Origin of the sequence: Streptomyces melanogenes, from assembly GCF_014649795.1 — a bacterium.
GTDB lineage: Bacteria > Actinomycetota > Actinomycetes > Streptomycetales > Streptomycetaceae > Streptomyces > Streptomyces noboritoensis.
This window is the reverse complement of the sequence record NZ_BMTS01000016.1, coordinates 1-24,352: the sequence shown is the minus strand read 5'-3', so window position 1 is coordinate 24,352 and position 24,352 is coordinate 1. Positions and strand designations below refer to the sequence as shown.

At 72.5% G+C, this 24,352-nt stretch carries 22 protein-coding genes; 10 read left to right on the top strand and 12 right to left on the bottom strand.

Features of this window, described 5'->3' with window-relative positions; all coding sequences use genetic code 11:
• Nucleotides 1–141: 141 nt before the first annotated feature.
• Nucleotides 142–792 carry a M23 family metallopeptidase gene (locus IE252_RS29920; RefSeq protein ID WP_190092555.1) on the top strand — a complete coding sequence of 217 codons (651 nt, stop codon included), beginning with the start codon at nucleotides 142–144 and terminating at the stop codon, nucleotides 790–792.
• 7 nt (nucleotides 793–799) lie between these two features.
• Here the strand turns inward: IE252_RS29920 and IE252_RS29915 are convergent, their stop codons facing one another.
• Complete coding sequence (locus IE252_RS29915; RefSeq protein ID WP_190092554.1) at nucleotides 800–1,360, bottom strand: TetR/AcrR family transcriptional regulator; 561 nt, start codon at nucleotides 1,358–1,360, stop codon at nucleotides 800–802.
• A 107-nt stretch (nucleotides 1,361–1,467) separates the two neighbouring features.
• On the opposite strand from IE252_RS29915, the gene IE252_RS29910 reads away from it, so the two are divergent.
• The gene (locus IE252_RS29910) at nucleotides 1,468–3,123 is read left to right on the top strand and encodes an MDR family MFS transporter (protein WP_190092553.1); all 1,656 of its coding nucleotides are present in this window, start codon (nucleotides 1,468–1,470) and stop codon (nucleotides 3,121–3,123) included.
• A gap of 78 nt (nucleotides 3,124–3,201) precedes the next feature.
• On the opposite strand, the gene cseC is transcribed toward IE252_RS29910, so the two are convergent.
• The 6 genes from cseC to IE252_RS29880 all read right to left on the bottom strand — a co-directional run bounded on the left by cseC (nucleotide 3,202) and on the right by IE252_RS29880 (nucleotide 8,412).
• On the bottom strand, nucleotides 3,202–4,506 hold the full coding sequence (gene cseC, locus IE252_RS29905) for a two-component system sensor histidine kinase CseC (RefSeq protein ID WP_190092552.1): 1,305 nt from the start codon (nucleotides 4,504–4,506) through the stop codon (nucleotides 3,202–3,204).
• Between the two features lie 53 nt (nucleotides 4,507–4,559).
• The gene (cseB, locus tag IE252_RS29900) at nucleotides 4,560–5,264 is read right to left on the bottom strand and encodes a two-component system response regulator CseB (protein WP_190092551.1); all 705 of its coding nucleotides are present in this window, start codon (nucleotides 5,262–5,264) and stop codon (nucleotides 4,560–4,562) included.
• Nucleotides 5,265–5,315: 51 nt separating this feature from the next.
• Entirely contained in the window at nucleotides 5,316–5,918 is a 603-nt protein-coding gene (locus IE252_RS29895) for a hypothetical protein (protein ID WP_190092550.1), read from the bottom strand.
• Nucleotides 5,919–5,959: 41 nt separating this feature from the next.
• The gene (locus tag IE252_RS29890; protein ID WP_101389443.1) at nucleotides 5,960–6,568 is read right to left on the bottom strand and encodes a SigE family RNA polymerase sigma factor; all 609 of its coding nucleotides are present in this window, start codon (nucleotides 6,566–6,568) and stop codon (nucleotides 5,960–5,962) included.
• 265 nt (nucleotides 6,569–6,833) lie between these two features.
• Nucleotides 6,834–7,745, bottom strand: a complete 912-nt coding sequence (locus IE252_RS29885) for an iron-sulfur binding domain-containing protein (protein ID WP_373298639.1) — start codon at nucleotides 7,743–7,745, stop codon at nucleotides 6,834–6,836.
• Nucleotides 7,746–7,797: 52 nt separating this feature from the next.
• Nucleotides 7,798–8,412 carry a phosphatase PAP2 family protein gene (locus tag IE252_RS29880; protein ID WP_190092549.1) on the bottom strand — a complete coding sequence of 205 codons (615 nt, stop codon included), beginning with the start codon at nucleotides 8,410–8,412 and terminating at the stop codon, nucleotides 7,798–7,800.
• 112 nt (nucleotides 8,413–8,524) lie between these two features.
• On the opposite strand from IE252_RS29880, the gene IE252_RS29875 reads away from it, so the two are divergent.
• Nucleotides 8,525–9,355 (top strand): hypothetical protein, encoded by an 831-nt coding sequence (locus IE252_RS29875; protein WP_190092548.1) that lies wholly within the window; start codon nucleotides 8,525–8,527, stop codon nucleotides 9,353–9,355.
• A gap of 183 nt (nucleotides 9,356–9,538) precedes the next feature.
• Here the strand turns inward: IE252_RS29875 and disA are convergent, their stop codons facing one another.
• Both disA and radA read right to left on the bottom strand, forming a co-directional pair.
• Nucleotides 9,539–10,663 (bottom strand): DNA integrity scanning diadenylate cyclase DisA, encoded by a 1,125-nt coding sequence (gene disA / locus IE252_RS29870; protein ID WP_190092547.1) that lies wholly within the window; start codon nucleotides 10,661–10,663, stop codon nucleotides 9,539–9,541.
• 36 nt (nucleotides 10,664–10,699) lie between these two features.
• A complete protein-coding gene (gene radA, locus IE252_RS29865; RefSeq protein WP_101389445.1) occupies nucleotides 10,700–12,109 on the bottom strand; it encodes a DNA repair protein RadA in 1,410 nt (469 codons plus the stop codon).
• Nucleotides 12,110–12,307: 198 nt separating this feature from the next.
• Between radA and IE252_RS29860 the strand changes: the two genes are divergently transcribed.
• Entirely contained in the window at nucleotides 12,308–14,032 is a 1,725-nt protein-coding gene (locus tag IE252_RS29860) for a BACON domain-containing protein (RefSeq protein ID WP_190092546.1), read from the top strand.
• A gap of 20 nt (nucleotides 14,033–14,052) precedes the next feature.
• Here IE252_RS29860 and IE252_RS29855 read toward each other — a convergent pair whose 3' ends face one another.
• Nucleotides 14,053–14,865 carry a DUF3109 family protein gene (locus IE252_RS29855; protein WP_190092545.1) on the bottom strand — a complete coding sequence of 271 codons (813 nt, stop codon included), beginning with the start codon at nucleotides 14,863–14,865 and terminating at the stop codon, nucleotides 14,053–14,055.
• Between the two features lie 40 nt (nucleotides 14,866–14,905).
• Here IE252_RS29855 and IE252_RS29850 point away from each other — a divergent pair, with 40 nt between their 5' ends.
• The 3 genes from IE252_RS29850 (at nucleotide 14,906) to ilvD (ending at nucleotide 18,803) form a co-directional block, all read left to right on the top strand.
• Nucleotides 14,906–15,838: a Ppx/GppA family phosphatase gene (locus IE252_RS29850; RefSeq protein ID WP_190092544.1), complete on the top strand. Its 933-nt coding sequence runs from the start codon at nucleotides 14,906–14,908 to the stop codon at nucleotides 15,836–15,838.
• Nucleotides 15,839–15,929: 91 nt separating this feature from the next.
• Nucleotides 15,930–16,745: a sugar phosphate isomerase/epimerase family protein gene (locus tag IE252_RS29845; RefSeq protein ID WP_190092543.1), complete on the top strand. Its 816-nt coding sequence runs from the start codon at nucleotides 15,930–15,932 to the stop codon at nucleotides 16,743–16,745.
• Between the two features lie 207 nt (nucleotides 16,746–16,952).
• Complete coding sequence (ilvD, locus tag IE252_RS29840; protein ID WP_190092542.1) at nucleotides 16,953–18,803, top strand: dihydroxy-acid dehydratase; 1,851 nt, start codon at nucleotides 16,953–16,955, stop codon at nucleotides 18,801–18,803.
• Nucleotides 18,804–19,216: 413 nt separating this feature from the next.
• Here the strand turns inward: ilvD and IE252_RS29835 are convergent, their stop codons facing one another.
• A complete protein-coding gene (locus tag IE252_RS29835; protein ID WP_190092541.1) occupies nucleotides 19,217–21,400 on the bottom strand; it encodes a serine/threonine-protein kinase in 2,184 nt (727 codons plus the stop codon).
• Nucleotides 21,401–21,538: 138 nt separating this feature from the next.
• Here IE252_RS29835 and IE252_RS29830 point away from each other — a divergent pair, with 138 nt between their 5' ends.
• From IE252_RS29830 to proC, 3 genes are all read left to right on the top strand, one after another.
• Nucleotides 21,539–21,829, top strand: coding sequence for a peptidase (locus IE252_RS29830; protein WP_190092540.1), 291 nt, complete (start codon nucleotides 21,539–21,541; stop codon nucleotides 21,827–21,829).
• A 34-nt stretch (nucleotides 21,830–21,863) separates the two neighbouring features.
• Complete coding sequence (locus IE252_RS29825; RefSeq protein WP_190092539.1) at nucleotides 21,864–22,325, top strand: hypothetical protein; 462 nt, start codon at nucleotides 21,864–21,866, stop codon at nucleotides 22,323–22,325.
• Nucleotides 22,326–22,520: 195 nt separating this feature from the next.
• On the top strand, nucleotides 22,521–23,330 hold the full coding sequence (gene proC / locus IE252_RS29820; protein WP_190092648.1) for a pyrroline-5-carboxylate reductase: 810 nt from the start codon (nucleotides 22,521–22,523) through the stop codon (nucleotides 23,328–23,330).
• A gap of 13 nt (nucleotides 23,331–23,343) precedes the next feature.
• On the opposite strand, the gene IE252_RS29815 is transcribed toward proC, so the two are convergent.
• The gene (locus IE252_RS29815) at nucleotides 23,344–23,826 is read right to left on the bottom strand and encodes a hypothetical protein (protein ID WP_190092538.1); all 483 of its coding nucleotides are present in this window, start codon (nucleotides 23,824–23,826) and stop codon (nucleotides 23,344–23,346) included.
• Between the last annotated feature and the right edge of the window lie 526 nt (nucleotides 23,827–24,352).

Genomic DNA, 24,352 nt, shown 5'->3' with positions numbered 1-24,352 from the left:
GTGATCGTTACGGCTTTCGTTAGTAGATGGGCGTTTTGGGGCTAAACGGGGCTGCGGGTTACCAAGGGATGCCGCCCGGCGCGCCGCTCGTGTGCCGGGCCTGTTTTCTGCCCCTGTCGTCCATCCGGAGGATGTCCCCGCATGTCCCAGCGCTCCGCTTCCCGCACGCCCCGCCCGACCGTCCTCCGCCTCTGCGCCGCCGCTGCGGGCGTGGGTCTGGGAGCGACGGCCCTGCTGGGTGCCGGGACGGCCGTCGCCGCCGACAAGGCGGGGACCCCGGCGCTGGCCGGTGCGGCCGCCTCCGTCGCCGCGCAGGCCGACGCGCAGGCCAAGGCGGCGGCGCAGGCCGAGAAGGCGGCGGCCAAGAAGGCCGTGGCGTGGGTGGACCCGGTGGACACGTACAGGCTCAGCGCCACCTTCGGCACCGGCGGCTCGATGTGGGCCCACAAGCACTCCGGCCAGGACTTCGCGGTGCCGGTCGGCACCCCGGTCAAGGCCGTGCACGCGGGCACGGTCGTCAAGGCGGGCCCGAACGGCGGCGGCGACGGCCCGGCGTACGGCAACGCCATCGTGATCCGGCACGCCGACAACACGTACTCGCAGTACGCGCACCTGTCGCGGATCGACGTCCGCATCGGGCAGACGATCTCCACCGACCAGCGGATCGCGCTCTCCGGCAACACCGGCAACTCCAGCGGCCCGCACCTGCACTTCGAGATCCGCACGACGGCGAACTACGGCTCGGCCGTCAACCCGGTGGCGTTCCTCCGTACGGAGGGCGTGACGGTCTGACGACCGGCTAGCGCCCACCCGCGTGGGCCTGAGTGACAAGATCGATGGCGACTTCGAGGATGGCCTTGCGCTTCTCCTCGGGGTCGCCTTCGAGGTCCTTGAGGGCGTGCATGCCGACGTGCATGGAGAAGAGCGCGGTGAAGCAGCGGATCTGGTCGGTCAGGGGGGCGTCCGGGTCCTTGAGCAGCTCGACCATCGCGAGGACGCGGTCCTTGAAGTTCTCCCCGATGGACAGCTCGCGGACGGTGGCCTGGTTCTCCTGCATGAAGCGGAAGAGCGGGGCGGCGCCGGTCAGGGCGTCGCTGTAACGTCGCAGAACCTCGATCTTGGATTCCAAGGTCTGAGGCTGAGTCCGCCCCCACTCCAAAAGCTCATCCATGGGCCGAGTGAGGTCCTCAAAGAGACTCACCAGGATGTCTTCCTTGGTTTTGAAGTGGTAGTAGAGCGCCGCCTTGGTGACGTCGAGCCGCTCCGCGATCTCGCGCAGCGAGGTCTTCTCGTACCCCTGCTCGCCGAAGAGCTCCAGGGCCACATCCTGGATGCGCTGGCGGGTGTTGCCTCTGGCCATCGAGCTCTCCTGAAAACTTACTTGACGCCCGGCTAGTAGGGGGTCTACTTTCCCCAGTGTAGTAACTAGCCGGGCGGCAAGTAAGTGTGGGGCAGGGAGTGGGAGAGATGGCACAACAAATTCAGCCGGAGGCCAGCGCGGCCGGGGCTCCAGCGGCGGGGCCGAAGCAGCGCAGCACCCGCGTGGTGCTGATGGCCCTGATGATCGCGATGCTCCTCGCGATGCTCGACAACATGATCGTCGGCACCGCGATGCCCACCATCGTCGGTGACCTGGGCGGCATGGCGCATCTGTCCTGGGTCGTCACCGCGTACACCCTGGCCACCGCCGCCTCCACGCCCATCTGGGGCAAGCTCGGCGACATGTACGGCCGCAAGGGCGCCTTCCTCAGCTCCATAGTCGTCTTCCTGGCGGGCTCCGCGCTCAGCGGCATGGCCCAGGGCATGGGCCAGCTGATCGGCTTCCGGGCGATCCAGGGCCTGGGCGCCGGCGGTCTGATCGTCGGGGTCATGGCGATCATCGGCGAGCTGATACCGCCCCGTGAGCGCGGCAAGTACCAGGGCATGATGGCCGGTGTCATGGGCATCGCCATGATCGGCGGCCCGCTGGTCGGCGGCTCCATCACCGATCACCTCGGCTGGCGCTGGTCCTTCTACATCAACCTGCCCCTCGGCGCGGTCGCCCTCGCGATGGTGACGGCCGTCCTGCACCTCCCGAAGAAGAAGTCCAAGCCGAAGATCGACTACCTCGGTACGGTGCTGCTGACCATCGGGATCACCTCGATCGTGCTGGTCACGACTTGGGGCGGGACGGAGTACGCCTGGGGCTCGGCCCGGATCATGGAGCTGATCGCGCTGGGCGTCGCGTCCCTGGTCGGCTTCTTCTTCGTCGAGACGAAGGCGGCGGAGCCGATCGTGCCGCTGCACATCTTCCGCAGCCGCAACTTCTCGCTGATGGCGACGATCGCGTTCATCACGGGCTTCGTGATGTTCGGCGCGGTCCTGTTCCTCCCGCTCTACCAGCAGTCCGTACAGGGAGCCTCGGCCACCAACTCGGGCCTGCTGCTCCTCCCGATGCTGCTCTCGATGACGGTCGTGTCCCTCTTCGCGGGCCGGGTCACGACGTCCACGGGCCGCTACAAGGCGTTCCCGATCGTCGGAAGCGTCCTGATGGTGACGGGCCTCTACCTCCTCTCCACGATGGACACGGGCACCACGCGGCTGACCTCCGGTCTGTACATGGCCGTGCTCGGTGCGGGCATGGGCTGCCTGCTCCAGATCACCATGCTGGTGGCGCAGAACAGCGTCGAGATGAAGGACATCGGCGTCGGCTCCTCGACGAGCACGCTGGCCCGTACGCTCGGCTCCTCCTTCGGCGTGGCGATCATGGGCGCGCTGTTCAACAGCCGGGTCCAGGACGAGATGACCGCGCGCGGCGGGGCCGGGGTCACCCAGGCCTCCGCCCAGCTCGACGCGGCGAGCCTGGCGAAGCTGCCGGTGCCGCTGCGGGAGGCGTACCAGCACGCGGTGTCGTCCGGTACGCACGGGGCGTTCGTCCTGGGGGCGGCGGTCGCGCTCGGCGCGGTGCTGGCTTCGTTGTTCGTGAAGGAGGTGCCGTTGCGGGGGGCGGGGCCCAAGCCCTCTGAGGCGACCCCGGCCGACGCTTCCGCCCCGGCGGCCCCGGCCCCGGTGGAATCGGCTGGCGGCTCGGCCCCGGTCGACGCGGAGAACGCTCCGTCGCCGACGGTACGCGAACGCGTCTGACCCCCTTCCCCCTCAGCCCGAAGGCCCCCCGGATCCTGTCCCCTGGGGGCCTTTGTGGTGCCGGGGGCCCACCCGCCCCTACCCCCCCTGCGGCGGCAGAATAGGAAAGCTCCCCGTCGCCGTCGGGGCGTGTTCCGGGAGCCACAGGACCGCGATCGCCCCGCCCGGGGTCGACGCCGAGCCCGCCGCGTTGCGGAACGTCAGGCGGGCGCCCAGGACCCGGGCCTGGCCCGCCGCGATCGTCAGGCCCAGGCCGTGGCCGTGGCCCGCCCGGTCGCTGCTGCCCGTGCGGAAACGGCTCGGGCCCTCCCGGAGGAGCGCCTCCGGGAACCCGGGCCCGTGGTCGCGGATGCGCACCACGCGCCCCTCCACGGTGACCTCCACCGGCCCCTTCCCGTGCTTCGCCGCGTTCCCCAGCAGATTCCCCAGGATCCGCTCAAGCCGCCGAGGATCCGTGTTCACCCAGGACTCGTGGACGACCCGGACGACGACTTCCGGATCCAGCACCGCCACCCGTCGGCTCACGAACTCCCCGAGCGCGAGCTCCTGGAGCTCCGCCCGCTCGGACGCGCTGTCCAGCCGCGCGACCTCCAGCACGTCCTCCACCAGCGTCCGCATCGCCTGCGCCCGGTTGCGTACGAGCTCGGTGGGCCGCCCGGGCGGCAGCAGTTCGGCCGCGGTCAGCAGCCCCGTCACCGGCGTACGCAACTCGTGCGCGATGTCCGCCGTCACCCGGCGCTCCGCCTCCAGCCGCTCCTGCAGCGCGTCGGTGAGCGCGTCGACCGCCCGCGCCAGCTCGTCCGTCTCGTCGCGCACGACCCCGCCGATCGCGTCCCGTACGCGTACGTCCGTATGCCCCTCGGCCACCTTCGTCGCAGCCGCCGCGGCCTTCCGCAGCCGCCGCGAGATCTGCCCGCCGATGAGGATGCCGAGCGCGCACCCGCCGAAGACGACCGCCACGGACCCGATGACGAGGGCCCGGTCCAGGTCCGAGATGACGTTCGAGCTGCGGTCGGTGAAGGTGCTGTGCAGCGACAGGACGTCGCCGTTGCCGACCGGCACGGCCGCCCAGATGTCGGGCACGCCGTTCTTCCCCTCGGCCACGGACGTGGCCTTGCGGCCCCGGTCCGTCTTGGCCTTCAGATCGGCCGGTAGCGCGGCGTCGTTGAGCTTCGCGCCGAACCGCGTCTGCTTGCTCGTCTCGTAGATGCGCTGCGCGAACAGCACGCGGTCGAGCTGGAGGTCGCGCGCGTTGTCGAGCATCGAGACCCGGGCCGCGTTGTGCACGACGAGGCTGAGCGCCATCACGGTCAGCGCACCGACCGCGGTGATGGCGATACTGATCTTCCAGCGGACCCCGGTCCGCAGGGTGGGCCGCCTCACGCGCCCCGCACCCGACCCCGAAACCGCACCTGACCCCGAACCCGCACCCGCGCTCACGCCTTCAGTTTGTAGCCGAAGCCACGCACGGTCTCGATCCGGTCCTGCCCGATCTTCGTCCGCAGCCGCTGCACGTGGACGTCCACCACGCGCGTGTCACCGCCCCAGCCGTAGTCCCAGACCCGCTCGAGCAGCTTGTCGCGGGAGAGCACGGTACCGGGCGCCGAGGAGAACTCCAGGAGCAGCCGCATCTCGGTCGGGGTGAGGGCGACCGTCTCGCCGCCCTTGCGGACCTCCATGCCCTCGGTGTCGACCTCCAGGTCACCGAAGGCGAGCACCCCGCGCTCCGGCTCCCCGTCCGGGTCGGCCGCGCCCGCGCCGGGCCCGCCCGCGTGCCCGAAGCGCCGCAGCACGGCGCGGATCCGGGCGACGAGCACGGCCCCGTCGAACGGCTTGGTCACGTAGTCGTCCGCGCCCGCCTCGAGGCCGAGCACCACGTCGATCGAGTCCGCGCGCGCGGACAGCATGATCACGGGGACGGTCGACTCGTCGCGGATGCGGCGGCACAGGCTCACCCCGTCGAGCCCCGGCAGCATCACGTCGAGCAGCGCGATGTCCGGCTGGTCGGCGCGGAACGCCTCCAGGCCGGAGAGCCCGTCGGGCATGGCGGTCACGGTGAAGCCGTCGCGCTCCAGCGCGAGCTGGGTGGCTTCACGGATGACGTCGTCGTCCTCGACGAACAGGACATGGGTCTCGGCCATCGTGCTGCTCTCAGTTCCTCGGCTTGCGCTCTTACGTAACGGGTACTGCGGTCAGGGGGAGGCCGGTACCGGCGCCTCGGTGCCCTCGTCGTTCCCGACCGCCTTGCTGAAATCGTTCTCCACCTGGTCGTGCTTGGCGAACTTCGTACCCGACCAGCGGTAGGTCGTCACGATCTCACTGGAGGCGAACGCCGGCTTGTCGCCCTTGGCGTACATCTGCCGGGTCACCACCAGGTCGCCCCGGTCGATCTCCGCGTAGACCGGCGCCTCCTCGGAGGTGAAGACATTGTCGTACGAGGACCCGTCCTCGCGGTACACATACGAGCCGAGTCCCACGGCGTCTCCGCAGGTCATCACGTTCACCACGACGTCCTGGCCAGTGGCGCCGGTGATGTGCCCGTAGGAGACGTCGATCGGGTACTCGTCCTTCACACAGGGCTTCAGGTCAGCCTTGACGCGCTCGCTGACCTTGGGGTCGGCCTTGAGCAGCCGGACGGCGTTGACCTTCTTGAAGGGCGCCTCGGCGGTCGCGCTCGGTGTCGCCGAGGCGCGCGGGGCGACCTTGTCGGTGTGCGCCTCGCCCTCGTCGCGCGTTCCCGTACCGCCGGTCGAGCATCCCGCCGCGAGCAGGCCGAAGGCGGCGAGCCCGGCCATCGCCGTGGTACCCGCCGCCAGTACGCCCCCTCTGCCCCTGCCTAGGCCGCGCACCGCTCCCGCCCCTTTTCGTCGCGCTCCTCGCGGCCGACCCGGCGGTCGGCCTGACGGCCCACCCGGCCGTCGCGTGCTTCAGCGTTGCCGAGAGCGTGGAAGTCCAGCTCGCGGCTCTCCAGCTCCTGCCGGAGCCGGGCCAGGGCCCGGTGCAGCGTGCTCTTGACGGTACCCGCCGACATCCCGAGGGCCGCGGCGGTCTCCTCCGTGCTCATCTGCTCCCAGTGTCGCAGCACCACGACGCTGCGCTGCTTGGGCGCCAGGACTTTCAGTACGTCCATGAGGAGCGCGCGGTCGGCGCGCTGCTCGGAGCCGTCCTCGATGCGCGCGTCCGGCAGCTGCTCGGTGGGCACCTCTTCGAGCTTGCGGGCGCGCCACCACTCGGTCCGCGTGTTGATCATCACGCGGCGGAGGTACGCGTCGGCGAGCGCCTTGTCGGCGATGCCGTCCCAGCGGCCGTACGTACGGGCCAGGGCGGTCTGCAGCAGGTCCTGCGCGTCGACCGGGTCCGGAACGAGCCGCCGGGCGCTGCGCAGCAGGGCCTCCTGCCGGGTGCGTACGTACTCTTCGAACTCGAGCACCTCGCCGTGCGCCATACCCAACCGCCTCCGTCCCCGTGTTTTCCCGCCTGTCCCACTTACCTGACTGAACCTACGGAGCCGTTGTCACGGGCCTGTGCGGAGCAGCCGTCGGGGGGCGCACGGAGAGCCATCGGTTGTGTAACAGCCGAGGTTTGACCCGTGTGGACAAGGGGTACGGGCGTGTCCCCCCGGTGACACAGAGCGATCCGAAAGGGGTGCGGCCCCGGTCAACAGGGGCCGCCGGCAAGGAAGTTCGGCGGTCCAGAGGTACGGAGCCCGGTCAGGTCAGCGGCAGCCGGTACACACCGCCCGCGAGCGGCTCCACCAGCCCGTCCGCGACGAGGCCGTCAAGGGCGCGGGCCCGCTGCACCGGCTCGTGCCACACCGCGTCCAGCGCGGCCTGCGGCACGGGATCCACCGCCTCCCGCAGCACCGCGAGCAGCTTGCCGCGCACCTGGCGGTCGGTCCCGGCGTACGTCTGGCCGCGGCGCGGCGGGCCGTCGTGCGCGGGCTTTCCGGCCAGGCGCCAGGCGCAGCGCGCGGCGATCGGGCAGCGCCCGCAGTCCTCGTTCCTGGCGGTGCACACCAGCGCGCCCAGCTCCATCGAGGCGGCCGCCCAGCGGGCCGCGCGGGCCTCGTCGTCGGGCAGCAGCGCGCGGGCCAGGCGCCGCTCGGCGGCGGTGGTGGCGTTCGGCGGGTACTGGACGCCGGTGACGGCCCGCGCGAAGACCCGGCGCACATTGGTGTCCAGGACGGCGTGGCGCTGCCCGTACGCGAAGGAGGCCACCGCGGCGGCCGTGTACTCGCCGATGCCGGGCAGCGAGAGCAGCTGGCCGTGGTCGCGCGGCACGTCGCCGCCGTGCCGTTCCGTTATCGCCACGGCGGCCCCGTGCAGCCGCAGCGCGCGGCGCGGGTAGCCGAGCCGCCCCCAGGCGCGCACGGCCTCGCCCGGCGCGTCGGCGGCCAGGTCGGCCGGGCGCGGCCAGCGGGCCAGCCACTGCTCGTACACCGGGAGGACCCGGCTCACGGGCGTCTGCTGGAGCATGAACTCGCTGACCATCACCCCCCAGGCACCGGCATCGGGGCGGCGCCAGGGCAGGTCGCGCGCGTGCTGGTCGAACCACCCCAGGACGGGGGTGTGGAGAGCGTCGGGGGAGACCGTGTCGGGGTCGGTCGTCGGCATCGTCGTCATGGCACCCCCGATCCTGGCACGGAACGGGGGTGCGACGGGTACGGCGGGCCGCTCAGCGGCGGGCGTGCAGCGGCGCGCCCGGCCCGGTCAGCCAGAGGGCGGCGCCGTTGCCGCCGGCCCGCATCGACTCGACCAGCGAGCGCACCGGGCGGGTGCCGGCCTTGGCGAAGAAGAAGGCGACGGCCGTGCCGAGCAGCAGGCCCACCGCCACGTCGTGCGGGTAGTGCACGCCCACGTACACCCGGGAGAACGCCATGAGCAGCGCCATCGGCACGGTCAGCGCCCAGATGCGCGGCCAGGCCAGCGCGAGCGCGACGGCCGCGCCGCCCGCGATGGTGGCGTGGTTGGAGGGGAACGACCAGTCGCCGTTGGCCGGGCAGGTGATCAGGGACGTGGCGGCGCCCTTGACCGCGCGGCACGGGCGCTCCTCGTCCACCAGCGACTTGATCACCTCGCTGGAGACGTACGCGGCGGCGGTCGCCAGCGGCGCGAGCAGCGCCAGGGCCATCGCCGTCGAACCGGCCCGGCGCGCCCGCCACCAGCAGACGACGAACAGCACGCCGAACAGGACAAGACCCACCTCCGTCCAGAGCTCGACGAGGTGCTGCAGCCACGAGGGGTTGTCGTGGGCGAAGTCGGTGATGTCGCGGTAGAGATCGCTATCCATGGTGACGGACAGTATGGAACATCGCCTTCCGGAATGATGATCCGGAAAAGTTGCGGACGCCGAGCGGCGGGTGGGGCGGGAGTTGGTGCGGAACTCTCGTAGAGTTTCGCCCGTGGGATCTCTGCGCAATCCGGTCGGGCCGCTTCCCTCCTCCATCTACTGGCGACGGAGGGCAGTCGCGCTGTCCCTGCTCGCGCTGCTCGCGGTGGTGATCCTATGGGCCGTCAGTTCCGGTGGCGGGGGCGGCAGTAAGGGCAGCTCCAACGACAAGGGCGCCCACCCGGCCCCCTCGATCACACCGGGACCGGGAAGCTCGGGCCCGGCGATCAGCACGGCGCCGGGAGGCCGGGACGAGTCCCCGGGCGGCTCAGGATCTTCCTCTTCCTCCTCCGGCGGTGGTACGGGCGGGTCGTCGTCCTCCGACGGCGCGGGCAACGGGGGCGCGGACGGCGGGGGTTCGGGGTCCGGGGGCGGCGCGGGCGCCGTCGGCGGCGGCTCCTCCGACGGCGGTACGGCGCGGCAGGTGCCCGCGGGGTCCTCGCTGCCGGTCTGCGCGCCGGGTCAGCTGAAGCTGACGGTCCGGAGCCTGAAGAACACGTACGCGCCCGGGGAGAAGCCGCGGGTCGAGATCTCCGTCCAGAACACGACGTCCTCCACCTGCAAGGCGGACCTCGGGCCCAAGGGCGCGGTGCTGGTGGTGACGGACTCCGGCGACAGCAAGGTGTGGGCGTCGGACGACTGCCCGAGCGGGCCGGGGAGCGTGCTGTTCCAGGTGCCGGGGAACGGGACGGTCACGCATGTGGTGGCGTGGGACCGGACGCGGAGCGCCGCCCGGTGCGCGACGCCGCCGCCGGGTGGGCCGACCCCGGGCACGTACCTCTTCGAGGTCCAGGCCACGGGGTTGCCGGTGGCCCGAGCGCCGTTCTCCTTGACGAAGGACTAGGTTCCGGGCCCGGGGTTCGTCTGCGGGCCGGTGGCGGGCTGGTCGCGCAGTTCCCCGCGCCCCTGAGAATGCCGCTCCGCGGCAATCCCCTGGGCGGCCCGGAGGGGCGCTCTTAGGGGCGCGGGGAACTGCGCGACCAGGCACCCACCCAGCCGCAGGCGAAGTCACCGCACCCCGGCGGAGCTAGACGTACCGCTCCAGGATGGACGACTCGGCCAACCGCGACAGGCCCTCGCGGACGCTGCGGGCCCGCGCCTCGCCGACGCCGTCGACCGTCTGGAGGTCGTCCACCGACGCGGCCAGCAGCTTCTGGAGGCCGCCGAAGTGCTCCACCAGGCGCTCGATGATCGCGCCAGGGAGGCGGGGGACCTTCGCCAGGAGGCGGTAGCCGCGCGGGGACACCGCGGAGTCCAGCGTCTCGGGGGAGCCGCTGTAGCCCAACGCCCGCGCCACTATCGGCAGTTCGAGCAGCTCGGCATGCGTGAGCTCGTTCAGCTCGGTCAAAGCCTCCGGCACCGTACGGGAGCGCTTGGCCGTGGGCTCCGGGACGTAATCCCGCACCACCAGCTCCCGCTCCGGCTCGACGCCCGCGATCAGCTCGTCCAGCTGGAGCGAGAGCAGTCGCCCGTCCGTGCCCAACTCCACCACGTACTCGGCGATTTCCGTGGCGATGCGTCTGACCATCTCCAGGCGCTGGGCCACGGCCGTGACGTCCCGGACCGTCACCAGGTCCTCGATTTCGAGGGCGGAGAGCGTGCCCGCCACCTCGTCCAGACGCAGCTTGTACCGCTCCAGCGTCGCCAGCGCCTGGTTCGCGCGCGAGAGGATCGCCGCCGACTCCTCCAGGACCCGGCGCTCCCCGTCCACGTACAGCGCGATCAGGCGCATGGACTGGGAGACCGAGACGACCGGGAAGTTGCACTGCTTGGAGACCCGGTCCGCCGTGCGGTGGCGGGTGCCGGTCTCCTCCGTGGGGATGTCCGCGTCCGGGACCAGCTGCACCCCGGCCCGGTGGATCTTGGTGATGTCCTTGTCCAGGACCAGCGCGCCGTCGAGCTTGCACAGCTCGCGCAGCCGCGTCGCGGTGAACTCGACGTCCAGGACGAAGCCGCCCGTGCACATCGAGTCGACCGTCTTGTCGAGGCCGAGGACGATCAGACCGCCCGTGTTGCCCCGGAGGATGCGCTCCAGGCCGTCGCGGAGTGCGGTGCCGGGCGCGACGGCGCTCAGCGCGGCACGCATCAGCGCTTCGTTGCCGGAGCCTGTGCCGGACTTGCCGGTTCCCGCTGCCCGGTCGTTGGCTGCCACTGCACTCCTCCGGTCGCAGACGTTCGAGCGCAAAGTCTACCGGCGCTCCTCCTCCCCCCGTGGGGCCTCCGTGCGACGCCCGCGCGGCAGCACCCGCAGGGCGTCCCCCATGTCGGCGACTTCCGTGACCTTCATACCGGCCGGGACCTTGCCCGGGTCGGACGGCACCAGCGCGTGCGTGAAGCCCAGGCGGTGGGCCTCGGCGAGCCGGCGCTGGACGCCCGTCACCCGTCTGACCTCGCCCGCGAGCCCCACCTCACCGATCGCCACCAGGTTCTTCGGCAACGGGGTGTCGCTCGCCGCCGACGCCAGCGCGAGGGCGATCGCCAGGTCCGCGGCGGGCTCGGAGAGCTTCACGCCGCCGACCGTCGCGCTGTAGATGTCGCGCTTGCCGAGCGCGCTGATCCGCCCGCGCTGCTCCAGGACCGCCAGCATCATCGAGACCCGGGAGGTCTCCAGGCCCGACGTGGTGCGGCGCGGGGAGGGGATCTGGGAGTCGACGGTGAGCGCCTGGACCTCGGCCACCAGGGGCCTGCGGCCCTCCAGGGTCACCGTCAGACACGTGCCCGGCACCGGCTCGTCGCGCCGGGTCAGGAACAGGCCCGACGGGTCGGCCAGGCCCGTGATCCCCTCGTCGTGCAGCTCGAAGCAGCCGACCTCGTCCGTCGCCCCGTACCGGTTCTTCACGCCGCGCACCAGGCGCAGGCGCGCGTGCCGGTCGCCCTCGAAGGAGAGGACGACGTCCACGAGGTGTTCGAGGAGGCGGGGGCCCGCGATCGCGCCGTCCTTCGTGACGTGGCCGACCAGCAGCGTCGCCATCCCGCGCTCCTTGGAGGCGCGGATCAGCGCGCCCGCCACCTCGCGCACCTGCGCCATGCCGCCGGGCGCGCCGTCGATCTCCGGGGAGGCGACCGTCTGCACGGAGTCGAGGACGAGCAGGGACGGCTTGACCGCGTCCAGATGGCCGAGCACCGCCGACAGGTCCGTCTCGGCCGCCAGGTACAGGTGGTCGTTGAGCGCGTTGATCCGGTCGGCGCGCAGCCGGACCTGGCTCGCCGACTCCTCGCCCGTCACATAGAGGGTGGGGTGCGCCTCGTGGGCCGCCTTCGCCGCCACGTCGAGCAGCAGCGTGGACTTGCCGACGCCCGGCTCGCCCGCGAGCAGCACCACCGCGCCCGGCACGAGCCCGCCGCCCAGGACGCGGTCCAGCTCGTCGACGCCGGTCGAGCGCGCGGTGGCCTGGCGGGCGTCCACCTGGCCGATCGGCAGCGCGGCGGCGGAGACCCGGCCCGCCGACGTGGTGCGCACCGCGGGCGCGCCGTACTCCTCGACCGTCCCCCACGCCTGGCACTCGGGGCAGCGGCCGAGCCACTTGGCGGTCGTCCAGCCGCATTCGGTGCAGCGGTAGGACGGCCGGTCCTTCGCGGATTTCGTACGGGTAGCCATGACGTCACCGTAGCGGCGACCACTGACAGCGCCGGCGGGCGGCGGGTTCCGGGGCTCTGGCCGGTGGCATATCCACGGCCGAAGGCCGTTCCCCCACAAGGGGGAAGGCAACGTTCCGCGCCGAGGAAGGCAAGCTTCCGCGATGGAGGACCGGGTTCCTGTCCCCTTTTGAGGGATACCTTCACCCGTAAGGAGTAAATGTGCTCAAGCGGCACGAAGGACCCGGGATCCTGCGCCTACCTTCGCCGGGTGAAGAGCAGCGGTCTGGATCACCCCACGCACACCACCGGCGCACACCGGGCGCAGCGCCACGCGCCCCGGACGTTGACCCAGCGCCCGCCGGCGCGTTACGAGGCGTATCTCGACGGCCTGTTCACGTACTGCCTGTCCGTGCTCTGCGACCACGACGAGGCCGTCCACGTCCTCGGTGACGTCCTCGCCGTCTCCGAGCGGCAGCACGCGCGCTGCCCCGACACCGAGGCCGAGCGCAAGGCGTGGCTGTACGCGCTGGCCCGCTGGTCCTGTCTGCGCAAGCTCGCCGAGCGCAAACGCGCCCGCAAGGGCGCCCACACCGGCCGTCCGCAGCCGTGCGAGCCGGGCCCGGCAGCGTCCACCGACCCCGAGGAGGCCGAGCGGCGCCGGCGCGAACTGGCCCTGCTCGCCTGGCCCGAGGCGGCCGGCACCACCCCCGAGCAGCGCGAGGCCCTGGAGCTCGCCGTCCGCCACCAGCTGGGCCCGCGCGAGGTCGCCTCCGTGCTCGGCATGAGCTACCCGGCCGCCCGCGAACTGCTCGCCGCGGGCGCCTGCGAGGTCGAGCGGACCCGGGCCGCGCTCGCCGTCGTGGAGACCGGCGGCTGTCCCTCGGTCGCCCGCCTCACCGGCGACCACCAGGTGCTGCTCTCGGCGGCCCTGCGCCGCGAGCTGGTGCGGCACGTCGACGACTGCCCGCGCTGCCGCCGCGCCGCCGAGCGCGCCGGGGCCGCCGGGCCCTGGCCGGGCTCCTCGGTCACCCCGGCCGCGCTGCCGATGGCCGAGGCGCCGCGCGCGGCGGCGTACGCGGCGATGCTCCACGTCCCCAGAACCCGGGGCGGCGCGCCCCGCTTCGACCGGTCCGGGTTCCCGATGGACCCCAAGGACCGCGCCGCCCGCCGCGACCGGCTGCGCGCGCGTGCCGTGACGACCACGGTGGTGGCCACGGTCGTCGCCGCGCCCGCCTTCGCGCTCTGGGCCGCCTACCGGGGCGCCCCCGCGACCGGCGAGTCGCACGACGGCGCCAAGATCACCGCCAGCGAGGCCGACAGCGCCGGCGGCGAGGGGCTGCCGTACGAGCGCTACCAGAACGCGGGCAACGCCCGCACCGACCCCGACCCCCGCGCCGCCCCGGGGGGCCGCGCCCCCGCCGATGTCTCCGTGGAGGTCGTCAGCCCGGGCTCGGCCAGCCCCACGAGCCCCGGCGAATTCACCGTCTCGGCCCGCTCGCAGGGCGGCGTCACGGTCCTCACGCTCACCGCGACGGGCGACGCGCCGGTGCACTGGTCGCTGTGGACGAACGCGCCCTGGCTCGTCTTCAGCAGCACCGGCGGGACGCTGGACGCGGGCGGAAACGTATCCGTGTACGTGTCGGTCAACCACGCGCGCGAACCGCGCGGCCCGTGGTCGGCCCGGGTGGGCGTGCGGCCCTCGGGCGCGGTCGTGAGGATCACCGGGACCGGGCAGGGGACGCGGGCCATCCCGCCCGCCTCGCCCGACCCCGGCACGCCGTCCTCGCCGGAGCCGACCCCGCCGACCACACCGCCCGCCTCCCCGACGCCGACCAGCCCCTCGCCCACGCCGACCTCGCAGTCACCGACGCCGACCCCGACGGACCCGTCCTCGCCGCCGGGCACGCCGAGCGACACGGCGTCGTCGCCGCAGCCGTCATGAGTGCCCGGCCGGTGCGGCCGTCAGCGGGCCGGGTCCGCCGGGTGCGGTGCCACCAGCGGCAGCGAGGACGCCAGACGCGCCTCGCACAGGCCCACGAGCACGTCGTACGCCTTCTTGCCCATCAGCTCGGTCAGCTCCGGCCGGTAGGTCACGTAGACCGGGTCGCCCGCGCCGTGCGCCGAGGTCGCCGAAGTGCACCACCAGTGCAGGTCGTGGCCGCCCGGACCCCAGCCGCGCCGGTCGTACTCACCGATCGAGATCTGCAGCACGCGCGTCTCGTCCGGCCGGTCGATCCAGTCGTAGGTGCGCCGCACCGGCAGCTGCCAGCAGACGTCCGGCTTGGTCTCCAGCGGCTCCTTGCCCTCCTTGAGCGCCAGGATGTGCAGCGAGCAGCCCGCGCCGCCCGCGAACCCGGGCCGGTTCTGGAAGATGCAGGAACCTTCCCACCTGCGGGTCTGCCGCTCGCCGTCCTCGTCGAGCTGGACCCAGCCGCTCTGCGTGCCCTCGTCGTGGAACTGCCACAGCTCCGGCGTGAGCCGCGCCACGTGCCCCGCCACGCGCTTCTCGTCGTCCTCGTCCGAGAAGTGCGCGCCGAGCGTGCAGCAGCCGTCGTCGGCGCGGCCCGCCTGGATGCCCTGGCAGCCGCTGCCGAAGACGCAGGTCCACCGCGAGGTCAGCCAGGTCAGGTCGCAGCGGAAGACCTGTTCGTCGTCGGCGGGGTCCGGGAACTCGACCCACGCGCGCGGGAAGTCGACCCCCTGCTCGTCGGCCCGCTGCTTGGGAGTCTTGGGGGCCTTGGCTTTGCCCGGCTTCGCCTTTTTCGTCTTTGGCACGGGACAAGCGTATGTCCGCAACCGCAGTAGCGTTCAGCTCATGAGACTCGGAGTCCTCGATGTGGGGTCGAATACGGTTCACCTGCTGGTGGTGGACGCGCACGCCGGTGCCGCGCCGCTGCCCGCGTACTCGCACAAGGCCGAGCTGAGGCTCGCCGAGCTCCTCGACGAGGACGGTGCGATCGGACCGGTGGGCGTCGACCGGCTGGTGGCCACGGTCAGCGGCGCGCTGATCGCGGCCGAGGACAAGGGCGTCGAGGAAATGCTCCCGTTCGCCACCTCGGCGGTGCGCGAGGCCAGCAACGCCGACCTGGTGCTCGCCCGGGTCAGGGAGGAGACCGGCGTCGACCTCGGTGTCCTCTCCGGCGAGGAGGAGGCCCGCCTCACCTTCCTCGCGGCCCGCCGCTGGTACGGCTGGTCGGCCGGGAAACTGCTGCTCCTGGACATCGGCGGCGGCTCCCTGGAGGTCGCGTACGGCATCGACGAGGAGCCCGACGCGGCCGTGTCGCTGCCGCTGGGCGCCGGCCGGCTCACCGCGGCCTGGCTGCCGGGCGACCCGCCGGACCCCTCCGACGTCCGGGCCCTGCGCCGCCACGTCCGCGCGCAGATCGCCCGTACGGTCGGCGAGTTCACCCGCTCCGGCTCCCCGGACCACGTGGTCGCCACCTCCAAGACCTTCAAGCAGCTCGCCAGGATCGCGGGCGCCGCCCGCTCCACCGAGGGCGTGTACGTCCAGCGCACCCTGAGCCGCAAGTCGCTGGAGGAGTGGGTGCCCAAGCTCGCCGCGATGACCACCGAGCAGCGCACCACGCTGCCCGGCGTCTCCGAGGGCCGGGCCCGGCAGCTGCTGGCGGGGGCGCTGGTGGCCGAGGGGGCGATGGACCTGTTCGGGGTGGAGGAGCTGGAGATCTGTCCGTGGGCGCTGCGCGAGGGCGTGATCCTGCGCCACCTCGACCAGCTGCCGGTGGGATGACGACGGCGTCGGGGCCGGCGCGGCCGTCGGGTTCCGGCCACCTGGACGGTCCCCTCGCGGCCCCTCTTGTGGGTGCCCGTACGCTGTCTCCGTGGCAGAACCAGTAGTGCGCATCCCGGATGCGAAGGTCGCCCTTTCGACGGCTTCGGTCTATCCGGAGTCGACGGCGACGGCCTTCGAGATCGCGGCGCGCCTGGGGTACGACGGCGTCGAGGTCATGGTCTGGACCGACCCGGTCAGCCAGGACATCGACGCCCTGCGCCGCCTGTCGGACTACCACCAGGTGCCCATCCTGGCCGTTCACGCCCCTTGTCTGCTGATCACCCAGCGGGTCTGGTCGACCGACCCCTGGGTGAAGCTGCAACGCGCGAGAGCCGCGGCCGAGAAGCTGGGCGCCTCCACCGTGGTGGTGCACCCGCCGTTCCGCTGGCAGCGCCAGTACGCCCGTGACTTCGTCACCGGCATCTGGCGGATGGCGGACGAGACGGACGTACGGTTCGCCGTCGAGAACATGTACCCGTGGCGCTACCGCGACCGGGAGATGCTCGCGTACGCACCCGACTGGGACGTCACCAAGGACGACTACCGGCACTTCACGGTCGACCTCTCGCACGCCGCGACCGCCCGCACGGACGCGATGGCCCTCGTCGACCGCATGGGCGACCGCCTCGCCCACGTCCACCTGGCCGACGGCAAGGGCTCGGCCAAGGACGAACACCTGGTCCCCGGCCGAGGCAACCAGCCGTGCGCGGAACTCCTGGAGGGCCTGGCCCGCACGGGCTTCGACGGCCACGTGGTCATCGAGGTCAACACCCGCCGCGCGATGTCGACGGCGGAACGCGAGGCGGACTTGGCGGAGGCGCTGGCGTTCACGCGACTGCATTTGGCGTCGAAGGTACGCCGCTGACCTACCTGGTCCCTCTTCCGTGTGGGCAGGCGTTCCGCAGGGCGGAACGGGTGGGCACACGGGACCACGGTCCGCAGACGAAGGGGCGCGCCCGGATGCCGAGCTGCGCGTCCCGCCATCCGGACAGCCTGTCCAGATCTTGGAGCCGGAGCGTACGCTCGAAGCAGCCCGATTCGGCTACAGCCAGGATGCTGAGGAGCGACCGCAATGCCCGAGCTGAGGTCCCGCACCGTCACCCACGGCCGCAACATGGCCGGCGCCCGCGCCCTGATGCGCGCCTCGGGCGTAGCCGGCTCGGACATCGGCAAGCCGATCATCGCCGTGGCGAACAGCTTCACCGAGTTCGTCCCCGGGCACACCCACCTCGCCCCCGTCGGCCGCATCGTCTCCGACGCGATCCTGGCCGCCGGCGCCGTCCCCCGCGAGTTCAACACCATCGCGGTCGACGACGGCATCGCGATGGGCCACGGCGGCATGCTCTACAGCCTCCCCTCCCGCGACCTGATCGCGGACAGCGTGGAGTACATGGTCGAGGCCCACTGCGCCGACGCCCTGATCTGCATCTCCAACTGCGACAAGATCACCCCGGGCATGCTGATGGCCGCGATGCGCCTCAACATCCCCACCGTCTTCGTCTCCGGCGGCCCGATGGAGGCCGGTCAGGCCACCCTCGTCGACGGCACGGTCCGCAAGCTCGACCTGATCGACGCCATGGTCGACGCGGCCAACGAGAAGATCTCGGACGCGGACGTCCTGCGCATCGAGGAGAACGCCTGCCCCACCTGCGGCAGCTGTTCCGGCATGTTCACCGCCAACTCGATGAACTGCCTGACCGAGGCGATGGGCCTGAGCCTGCCCGGCAACGGCTCGGTCCTCGCCACCCACACCGCCCGCCGCGCCCTGTACGAGAACGCGGCCCGTACGGTCGTGGAGATCACCAAGCGGTACTACGAGGACGACGACGCCACCGTCCTCCCGCGCAGCATCGCCACGCGCGCGGCGTTCGAGAACGCGATGGCGCTCGACATCGCCATGGGCGGCTCCACCAACACGATCCTGCACCTGCTGGCCGCCGCCCAGGAGGCCGAGCTCGACTACGACCTGAAGGACATCGACGCGGTGTCCCGCCGGGTCCCGTGCCTGGCCAAGGTCGCGCCCAACGTCGCGCCCACCACCACGTACTACATGGAGGACGTGCACCGCGCGGGCGGCGTCCCCGCCATCCTCGGCGAGCTCTACCGCGCGGGCCTGCTCAACGAGGACGTCCACACCGTGCACTCCCGCTCCATCAAGGAGTGGCTGGACGCGTGGGACGTGCGCGGCGGCTCGGCGACGCCCGAGGCGATCGAGCTGTGGCACGCGGCGCCCGGCTGCGAGCGCTCGGCGACCGCGTTCTCGCAGTCCAAGCGCTGGGAGACGCTCGACACGGACGCGGCGAACGGCTGCATCCGCGACGCGGCGCACGCGTACTCGCGGGACGGCGGCCTGGCCGTCCTCAAGGGCAACCTCGCCGAGGACGGCTGCGTCGTGAAGACGGCCGGCGTCGACGAGTCCATCTGGACGTTTGAGGGTCCGGCGGTCGTCTGCGAGTCGCAGGACGAGGCCGTCGACAAGATCCTCCGCAAGGAGGTCAAGGAGGGCGACGTCGTCGTCATCCGCTACGAGGGCCCCAAGGGCGGCCCCGGCATGCAGGAGATGCTCTACCCGACGTCGTTCCTCAAGGGCCGCGGCCTCGGCAAGTCCTGTGCGCTGGTCACGGACGGCCGCTTCTCCGGCGGTACGTCGGGCCTGTCCATCGGCCACGCCTCGCCCGAGGCGGCGTCCGGCGGCACGATCGCCCTGGTCGAGGACGGCGACCGCATCCGCATCGACATCCCGACCCGCTCGATCGAACTCCTCGTCCCCGAAGCCGAACTGACGGCCCGTCGGGAGGCGCTGGCCGGGGTGTACGCCCCCAAGTCCCGCGAACGCAAGGTCTCCGCAGCCCTGCGCGCGTACGCGGCGATGGCCACAAGCGCGGACAAGGGCGCAGTCCGAGACGTCTCCAAGCTGGGCTGACGCCGGCTGGCCCGCGCCGGGAATTCCCCCACCCCACCCCGCCCCTTCCCTGAACCCTCCGGGGGTGGGGGTGGGCTGGAGTGGGCGGTTTTTCCCCGGGGTTCCGCCCCCGGCCCCCGGTGCGGGGCCTGCGGCCCCTGCACCCCGCTCCGGGGTTCCGCCCCTGCACCCCGGCGGGTCCCGCCTGTCGTCCCCGCCGCCGTCCGTGCTGCCGCCGCTGTGGGCGTGCGTGCCGCTAGGGGCGGCACGGGCGGGCACAGCGGCACCCCGGCCCCGCCGGAACCTTGCAACCCGCCCCGACCCCGTTCGTCTGCGGGCCATCCCCAACTGGTCGCGCAGTTCCCCGCGCCCCTAACGTGCCGCTCCGCGGCAATCCCCTGAGCGCCCCGCAGGGGAAGTGTGCGGCCAGCCCCTCAGCGCCCCAGCGAATCCGCCCCCACCCCGAACACCGCCCCATCCGGCGCACTCCCGTACACCACCGCCCCCACCACCACCGGCGACGCCAAACTCGCCGCAAACGTGTCCCGCCCGGACGCCATCCGCGGCGCCGTCTGCCCCACCAGCACCCCCCGCCCCGCATCCACAGCCAGCAGACGCCCGTCAGAAGCGGTGACGTACACCCGCCCCCCACCCACGACCGGCCGAGACGCCCGCGCCGCCCCCGTCTCCAGCCGCCACAGCTGCGCGCCCCGGCCCGCGTCCACCGCGAGCAGGGACCCGCCCGCCCCGAACACGTACACCCGGGAACCGTCGTCGGCGAGCGTCGCCTGCGCCTGGTCGACGGGGGCGGGCAGCGGCGTGCGGCGTACGGCCCGGGTGGCGGTGTCCAGACGTACGACCGCCGTCGTGAAGCTGTCGGCGTCCGCCGCGAGCAGGGCGAGCGCCCCACCAGCGACTCCCACGGGCCCCAACGAGCCCGCCAGCCGCTTCGTCCACAGCATCCTGCCCGTGTCCGGCGCGACGGCCGTGACCAGCGAGGTCGCCGCGTCCTCGGCCACCGACACGGCGTACAGCGCCCTGCCGCCGGGCGCCGCCACCCACTGCGCCGTCGCGGCGGCGGGCCGCCCGCGCCAGCGCTCCTTGCCGGTCGCGCTGTCGAGGCAGCGCACCTCGCCGCCGTCGGCGGTGAACACGACGGACGTGTCGTCGACGGCGAGCGCCGCGTGCGCCGGGACCGGGCGGCTCCAGCGCGTGGCACCGGTCGCCGGGTCGAGCGCCTCGACGCGTCCCGCGCCCGGCGGCGCCACCAGCACGAGCCCGCCGGAGACCCGCGGCTGCCCGTCGTCGGCCACCCGCCCGGCCGCGCCCTTGGCCCTCACCGACCACACGACGTGCCCGTTCGCCGGATCGAGCCGCGCCGCCGTGACGCCGGGCGCGGCGCAGTACAGGGCCTGGTCCGTTCCGGGGGCCAGGGAGCAGGCAGGGGTGCGGTTGCCGCCCCCGCCGGCCGCGAGCGGCACGGCCCAGGGCGTGAACGCGTCCGCGCGCCGGGCCACTTGACCGGTCGGCGGGGCGCCGTCGTCGTCGCCCGCTCCCATCCGTACCCCCACCACCCCACCCACGGCCACGGCCACGAGTGCGGCACCGGCGGCGGCCCACCGCAGCGTCCGGCGCGCCCGACGGGGAGCGGCGGACGGCTCGGCGGCCTCCCGCTTGTGCGTGGGCACGTCGGAGGCGGCGCCGTCCTCCTCCCCGCCCGGCCACGGCCGCCCCGGCACCTTCTCGACCGGATTGCGGAACCGCTGGGTCGGAATGAAGGCCTCCGTCCCGTACGCCGCCGACCGCAGCTCCGCCATCAGCTCGTCCGGCGTCGGCCGGTCCCCGGGCTTCTTGGCGAGACAGCTCCGCAGCAGCGGTACGAGATCGTCCGGAACCCCCGTCAGATCGGGCTCGTTGTGCACGACCTGGTACGCCACGATGTAGTGGCTCTCGGAGTCGAACGGCCCGTTCCCGGTCGCCGCGTGCACCAGCACCGCGCCCATCGCGAAGACGTCGGCGGCGGGCCCCACCTCGCGCGGCGACTGGAACTGCTCCGGTGCCATGAACGGCGGCGTGCCGATCAGCTTCCCCGTCTCGGTGCGCAGATCGCTGTCGTACGGACGCGAGATGCCGAAGTCGATGACCTTGGGCCCGTCAGCGGCGAGCAGGACGTTGCTGGGCTTGAGGTCGCGGTGCACGACCCCGGCGCGATGGATGTCGCGCAGCGCCTCCGCGAGCCCGGCACCGAGCCGCCGCACCTGCGAGGGCGCGAGCGGCCCGTTCCGCTTCACTTCCTCGGCGAGGGTGGGCCCGGGGATGTAGAGCGTGGCCATCCACGGCCGCTCGGCCGTCGGGTCGGCGTCGACGACGGACGCGGTGAACGCCCCGCTCACCCGCCGCGCGGCCGACACCTCCTGCCGGAACCGCGCCCTGAACTCGGGGTCCTTGGCGTGCTGGGCGTGGACGACCTTGACGGCCAGACGCAGGCCGGAGGCGGACGCGGCCAGATGGACCACACCCATGCCGCCGGAGCCGAGCGTCGACTCCAGCAGGTACTGCCCGGCGTACTCCGGATGCTCCGCTTCTGGGCCCGGCCCCGTGCTGCGCAGCGGCGGCATCGCCCACCCCCGTGTGTTCGTCCCCGAGCGCGACGCTCGGAGCCTAGTCGATGATGCGTGCGAGACCCGAGGGGCTTGCTAGCCTGCGGGTCGCGTACGAGGCGTACGCACAGTGACGGTGATGGGGGAGGTCCGGGGATGACTGCGGAAGAGCTCGCGGGCGCGGCGGCCGAGACGACGACGAAGCGGTACCCGGTGGCGCCGGGCACCCGGGTGAACGTCCGCAGCGGCCCCGGCACGGGATACCCGGTGGTCAAGGTGCTGCCCGCCGGGGTGAGCGTCCCGATCAACTGCCAGTGCCCCGGCACGACGGTCTCCGGCCCGTACGGCACGACCAACATCTGGGACAACATCGCCAACGGGCAGTACGTGTCGGACGCGTACGTGAAGACGGGCAGCGACGGTTACGTGGCCGTCCGCTGCGGCTGAGGCCGCCCCCGGCGTCCGGGGGATAATCGAGCCCATGAGCGACCAGAACGCCAACGGCGGCGGCCCCCAGCCGGAGCCCCTCCGCTTCTTCGGCACGACGTGGGTCGACCACACCAACGGCTACGGCCTGCGCCGCGCCGGGGTGGCGATCGGCGCCCTGGCCGCGGCGGTGGCGGCGTGCTTCGTGCTGCGTTTCGCGTACGAGGGCCTGCAGATCGCGGACACCGGCAGCTTCGTGACCGTCCTGGTCGTGGTGATGTTCGCGCTGTGCAGCGCGATGGCGTTCCGCAAGACCTGGGAAAGCTTCAGCGCCCGCCCCACGGACCCGGAACGAGAGCGCTCCCTCCAGGGCCTGAAGGCCATCGGCTTCGTAGGCTCCCTCCTCGCCTACGCCTTCCGAGCCCTCCAGGAGGCCCCAGGCGAAACCCTCCACCGCAAGGAGTACGAGGAGGCACTGAAGCGCCGGGAACGTAGAAAGCGCCCGAAGAGGAAGTAGTGGCCCGGGCTTCGTCTGTGGCTGGTCGCGCAGGGGATTGCCGCGGAGCGGCATTCTTAGGGGCGCGGGGAACTGCGCGAGCAACCCAGCACGGTCCGCAGACGAACGCAGGGGGTCTGGGGGCGCAGCCCCCAGCGGCCCACCCACGGTGCGAGGATGAGGAAGAAGACCCCGCACCACCCGGAGGGTGACCGCATGACCCACACCGTCGCAGTCCTCGGCACCGGCAAAATCGGCGAAGCCCTCCTGAGCGGCATGATCCGCGCCGGCTGGAACCCCGCCAACCTCCTCGTCACCACCCGCCGCCCAGACCGCGCCGAAGAACTCCGCACCCGCTACGGCGTCGAGGCCGTCACCAACGCCGACGCCGCCAAGCGCGCCGACACCCTGATCCTCGCCGTGAAGCCCCAGGACATGGGCCGCCTCCTCGACGAGCTCAGCCCGCACGTCACCCCCGACCGCCTGGTCATCAGCGCCGCCGCCGGCATCCCCACCGCGTTCATCGAGGAACGGCTCGCGCCGAACACCCCGGTCGTCCGCGTCATGCCGAACACCCCCGTCCTCGTCGACGAGGGCATGTCCGTCATCAGCGCCGGCAGCCACGCGACCCCGACCCACCTCGCCCACACCGAGGAGATCTTCGGCGGCGTCGGCAAGACCCTGCGCGTCCCCGAGTCCCAGCAGGACGCGGCCACCGCACTCTCCGGCTCGGGCCCGGCGTACTTCTACTACCTGGTCGAGGCGATGACCGACGCCGGCATCCTGCTCGGCCTGCCGCGCGCCCAGGCCCACGACCTGATCGTGCAGGCCGCCATCGGCGCCGCCGTGATGCTCCGCGACAGCGGCGAACACCCGGTCAAGCTCCGCGAGGCCGTCACCTCCCCGGCGGGCACCACGATCAGCGCGATCCGCGAGCTGGAGAACCACGGCGTACGGGCCGCCCTGATCGCCGCCCTGGAAGCCGCCCGCGACCGCAGCCGAGAGCTGGCCTCGGGCAACGGCTGAGCGGCCCTCCCTCTTAATCCCGCCGTCGCCACCGCACGGAGGCGACGGCGGCCCCGCCGCCCACCAGCAGGACGGACGTCCCCACCACCAGCGCGGCGGCCCCGACGGGCTCCCTTTCGACCACCTCACGGGCGGCCCCCAGGGGATCACCAGGAACGTCGACCGCATCCGCGCCCACCACGCGATACGTCCGCACAGCCGCGTTCCGCGCGAGCGGCGCCCGTACGGAGTGGAGCTGCTCCGCGTACCGACACGAGTCCTGAAGCAGCCGTTCCAGCCGATTCGCCTCGGCCCGCGACCCATCGTCCGAGCATCGCCGCAGCCGGTCGATCTCGTCGCGCGTCTCCCGGTTGACGGCATCGACCATGCGCGCGCGGATGCGCGCGACCCGCTCGTCGCCGTCGACGGCGTACGCGGTCACGGCCCCGACCACGCTCGTGGCGCTCAGGACAGCGGTGACCCCGACAACTCCGGCGACCCGGACAAGACTCCTCATGCAGCCCAAACTAGGCGCGGACCCACCCGCCCCAGATCGGCCGTCCTGCCACCCCTCCCTCGGCCGAAAGAACCAGCCAGACGGCCCCCGGGCCGGGGTTGACACGCCCTTGACCCGTACGTAGTGTTCTCCGAGTTGTCCGACGTGAGCGCCGACCCCGGTCGGTCCCCGGACAGCCATTCCGCACCAACCACTTGATCCGAACGGCGATCAGCCGTCTCGTTTTTCGTGCGCTTTTGCGAAATGAGGAATCGCGTTCGAAAGGGCGCGACCCCCGATTGGCATCGGGGGCCAGGATTCCGCTAAAGTCTCACTCGTCGGAACGGCCGAACAGCCGGGAAGACAAACCGACTTGACCCGGGAGACCGGAAATCGGAACCGCGAGGATCTGATAGAGTCGGAACCGCCGGAAAGGGAAACGTGAAAGCGGAAACCTGGAAAGCGCCGAGGAAGTCGGACACGAAAGAGTCTGATAGAGTCGGAAACGAAGGAAGCGCCCGGAGGGCCCGGAAACGGGAACGAAGGA

Excerpts from the sequence above, each read along its gene's own strand:
- IE252_RS29920 (WP_190092555.1), top strand. The coding sequence starts at position 142 with ATGTCCCAGCGCTCCGCTTCCCGCACGCCCCGCCCGACCGTCCTCCGC.
- IE252_RS29915 (WP_190092554.1), bottom strand. The coding sequence starts at position 1,360 with ATGGCCAGAGGCAACACCCGCCAGCGCATCCAGGATGTGGCCCTGGAG.
- IE252_RS29910 (WP_190092553.1), top strand. The coding sequence starts at position 1,468 with ATGGCACAACAAATTCAGCCGGAGGCCAGCGCGGCCGGGGCTCCAGCG.
- cseB (WP_190092551.1), bottom strand. The coding sequence starts at position 5,264 with ATGGCCGAGACCCATGTCCTGTTCGTCGAGGACGACGACGTCATCCGT.
- IE252_RS29895 (WP_190092550.1), bottom strand. The coding sequence starts at position 5,918 with ATGGCCGGGCTCGCCGCCTTCGGCCTGCTCGCGGCGGGATGCTCGACC.
- IE252_RS29890 (WP_101389443.1), bottom strand. The coding sequence starts at position 6,568 with ATGGCGCACGGCGAGGTGCTCGAGTTCGAAGAGTACGTACGCACCCGG.
- IE252_RS29885 (WP_373298639.1), bottom strand. The coding sequence starts at position 7,745 with ATGACGACGATGCCGACGACCGACCCCGACACGGTCTCCCCCGACGCT.
- IE252_RS29880 (WP_190092549.1), bottom strand. The coding sequence starts at position 8,412 with ATGGATAGCGATCTCTACCGCGACATCACCGACTTCGCCCACGACAAC.
- radA (WP_101389445.1), bottom strand. The coding sequence starts at position 12,109 with ATGGCTACCCGTACGAAATCCGCGAAGGACCGGCCGTCCTACCGCTGC.
- IE252_RS29860 (WP_190092546.1), top strand. The coding sequence starts at position 12,308 with ATGTGCTCAAGCGGCACGAAGGACCCGGGATCCTGCGCCTACCTTCGC.
- IE252_RS29850 (WP_190092544.1), top strand. The coding sequence starts at position 14,906 with ATGAGACTCGGAGTCCTCGATGTGGGGTCGAATACGGTTCACCTGCTG.
- ilvD (WP_190092542.1), top strand. The coding sequence starts at position 16,953 with ATGCCCGAGCTGAGGTCCCGCACCGTCACCCACGGCCGCAACATGGCC.
- IE252_RS29835 (WP_190092541.1), bottom strand. The coding sequence starts at position 21,400 with ATGCCGCCGCTGCGCAGCACGGGGCCGGGCCCAGAAGCGGAGCATCCG.
- IE252_RS29830 (WP_190092540.1), top strand. The coding sequence starts at position 21,539 with ATGACTGCGGAAGAGCTCGCGGGCGCGGCGGCCGAGACGACGACGAAG.
- IE252_RS29825 (WP_190092539.1), top strand. The coding sequence starts at position 21,864 with ATGAGCGACCAGAACGCCAACGGCGGCGGCCCCCAGCCGGAGCCCCTC.
- proC (WP_190092648.1), top strand. The coding sequence starts at position 22,521 with ATGACCCACACCGTCGCAGTCCTCGGCACCGGCAAAATCGGCGAAGCC.
- IE252_RS29815 (WP_190092538.1), bottom strand. The coding sequence starts at position 23,826 with ATGAGGAGTCTTGTCCGGGTCGCCGGAGTTGTCGGGGTCACCGCTGTC.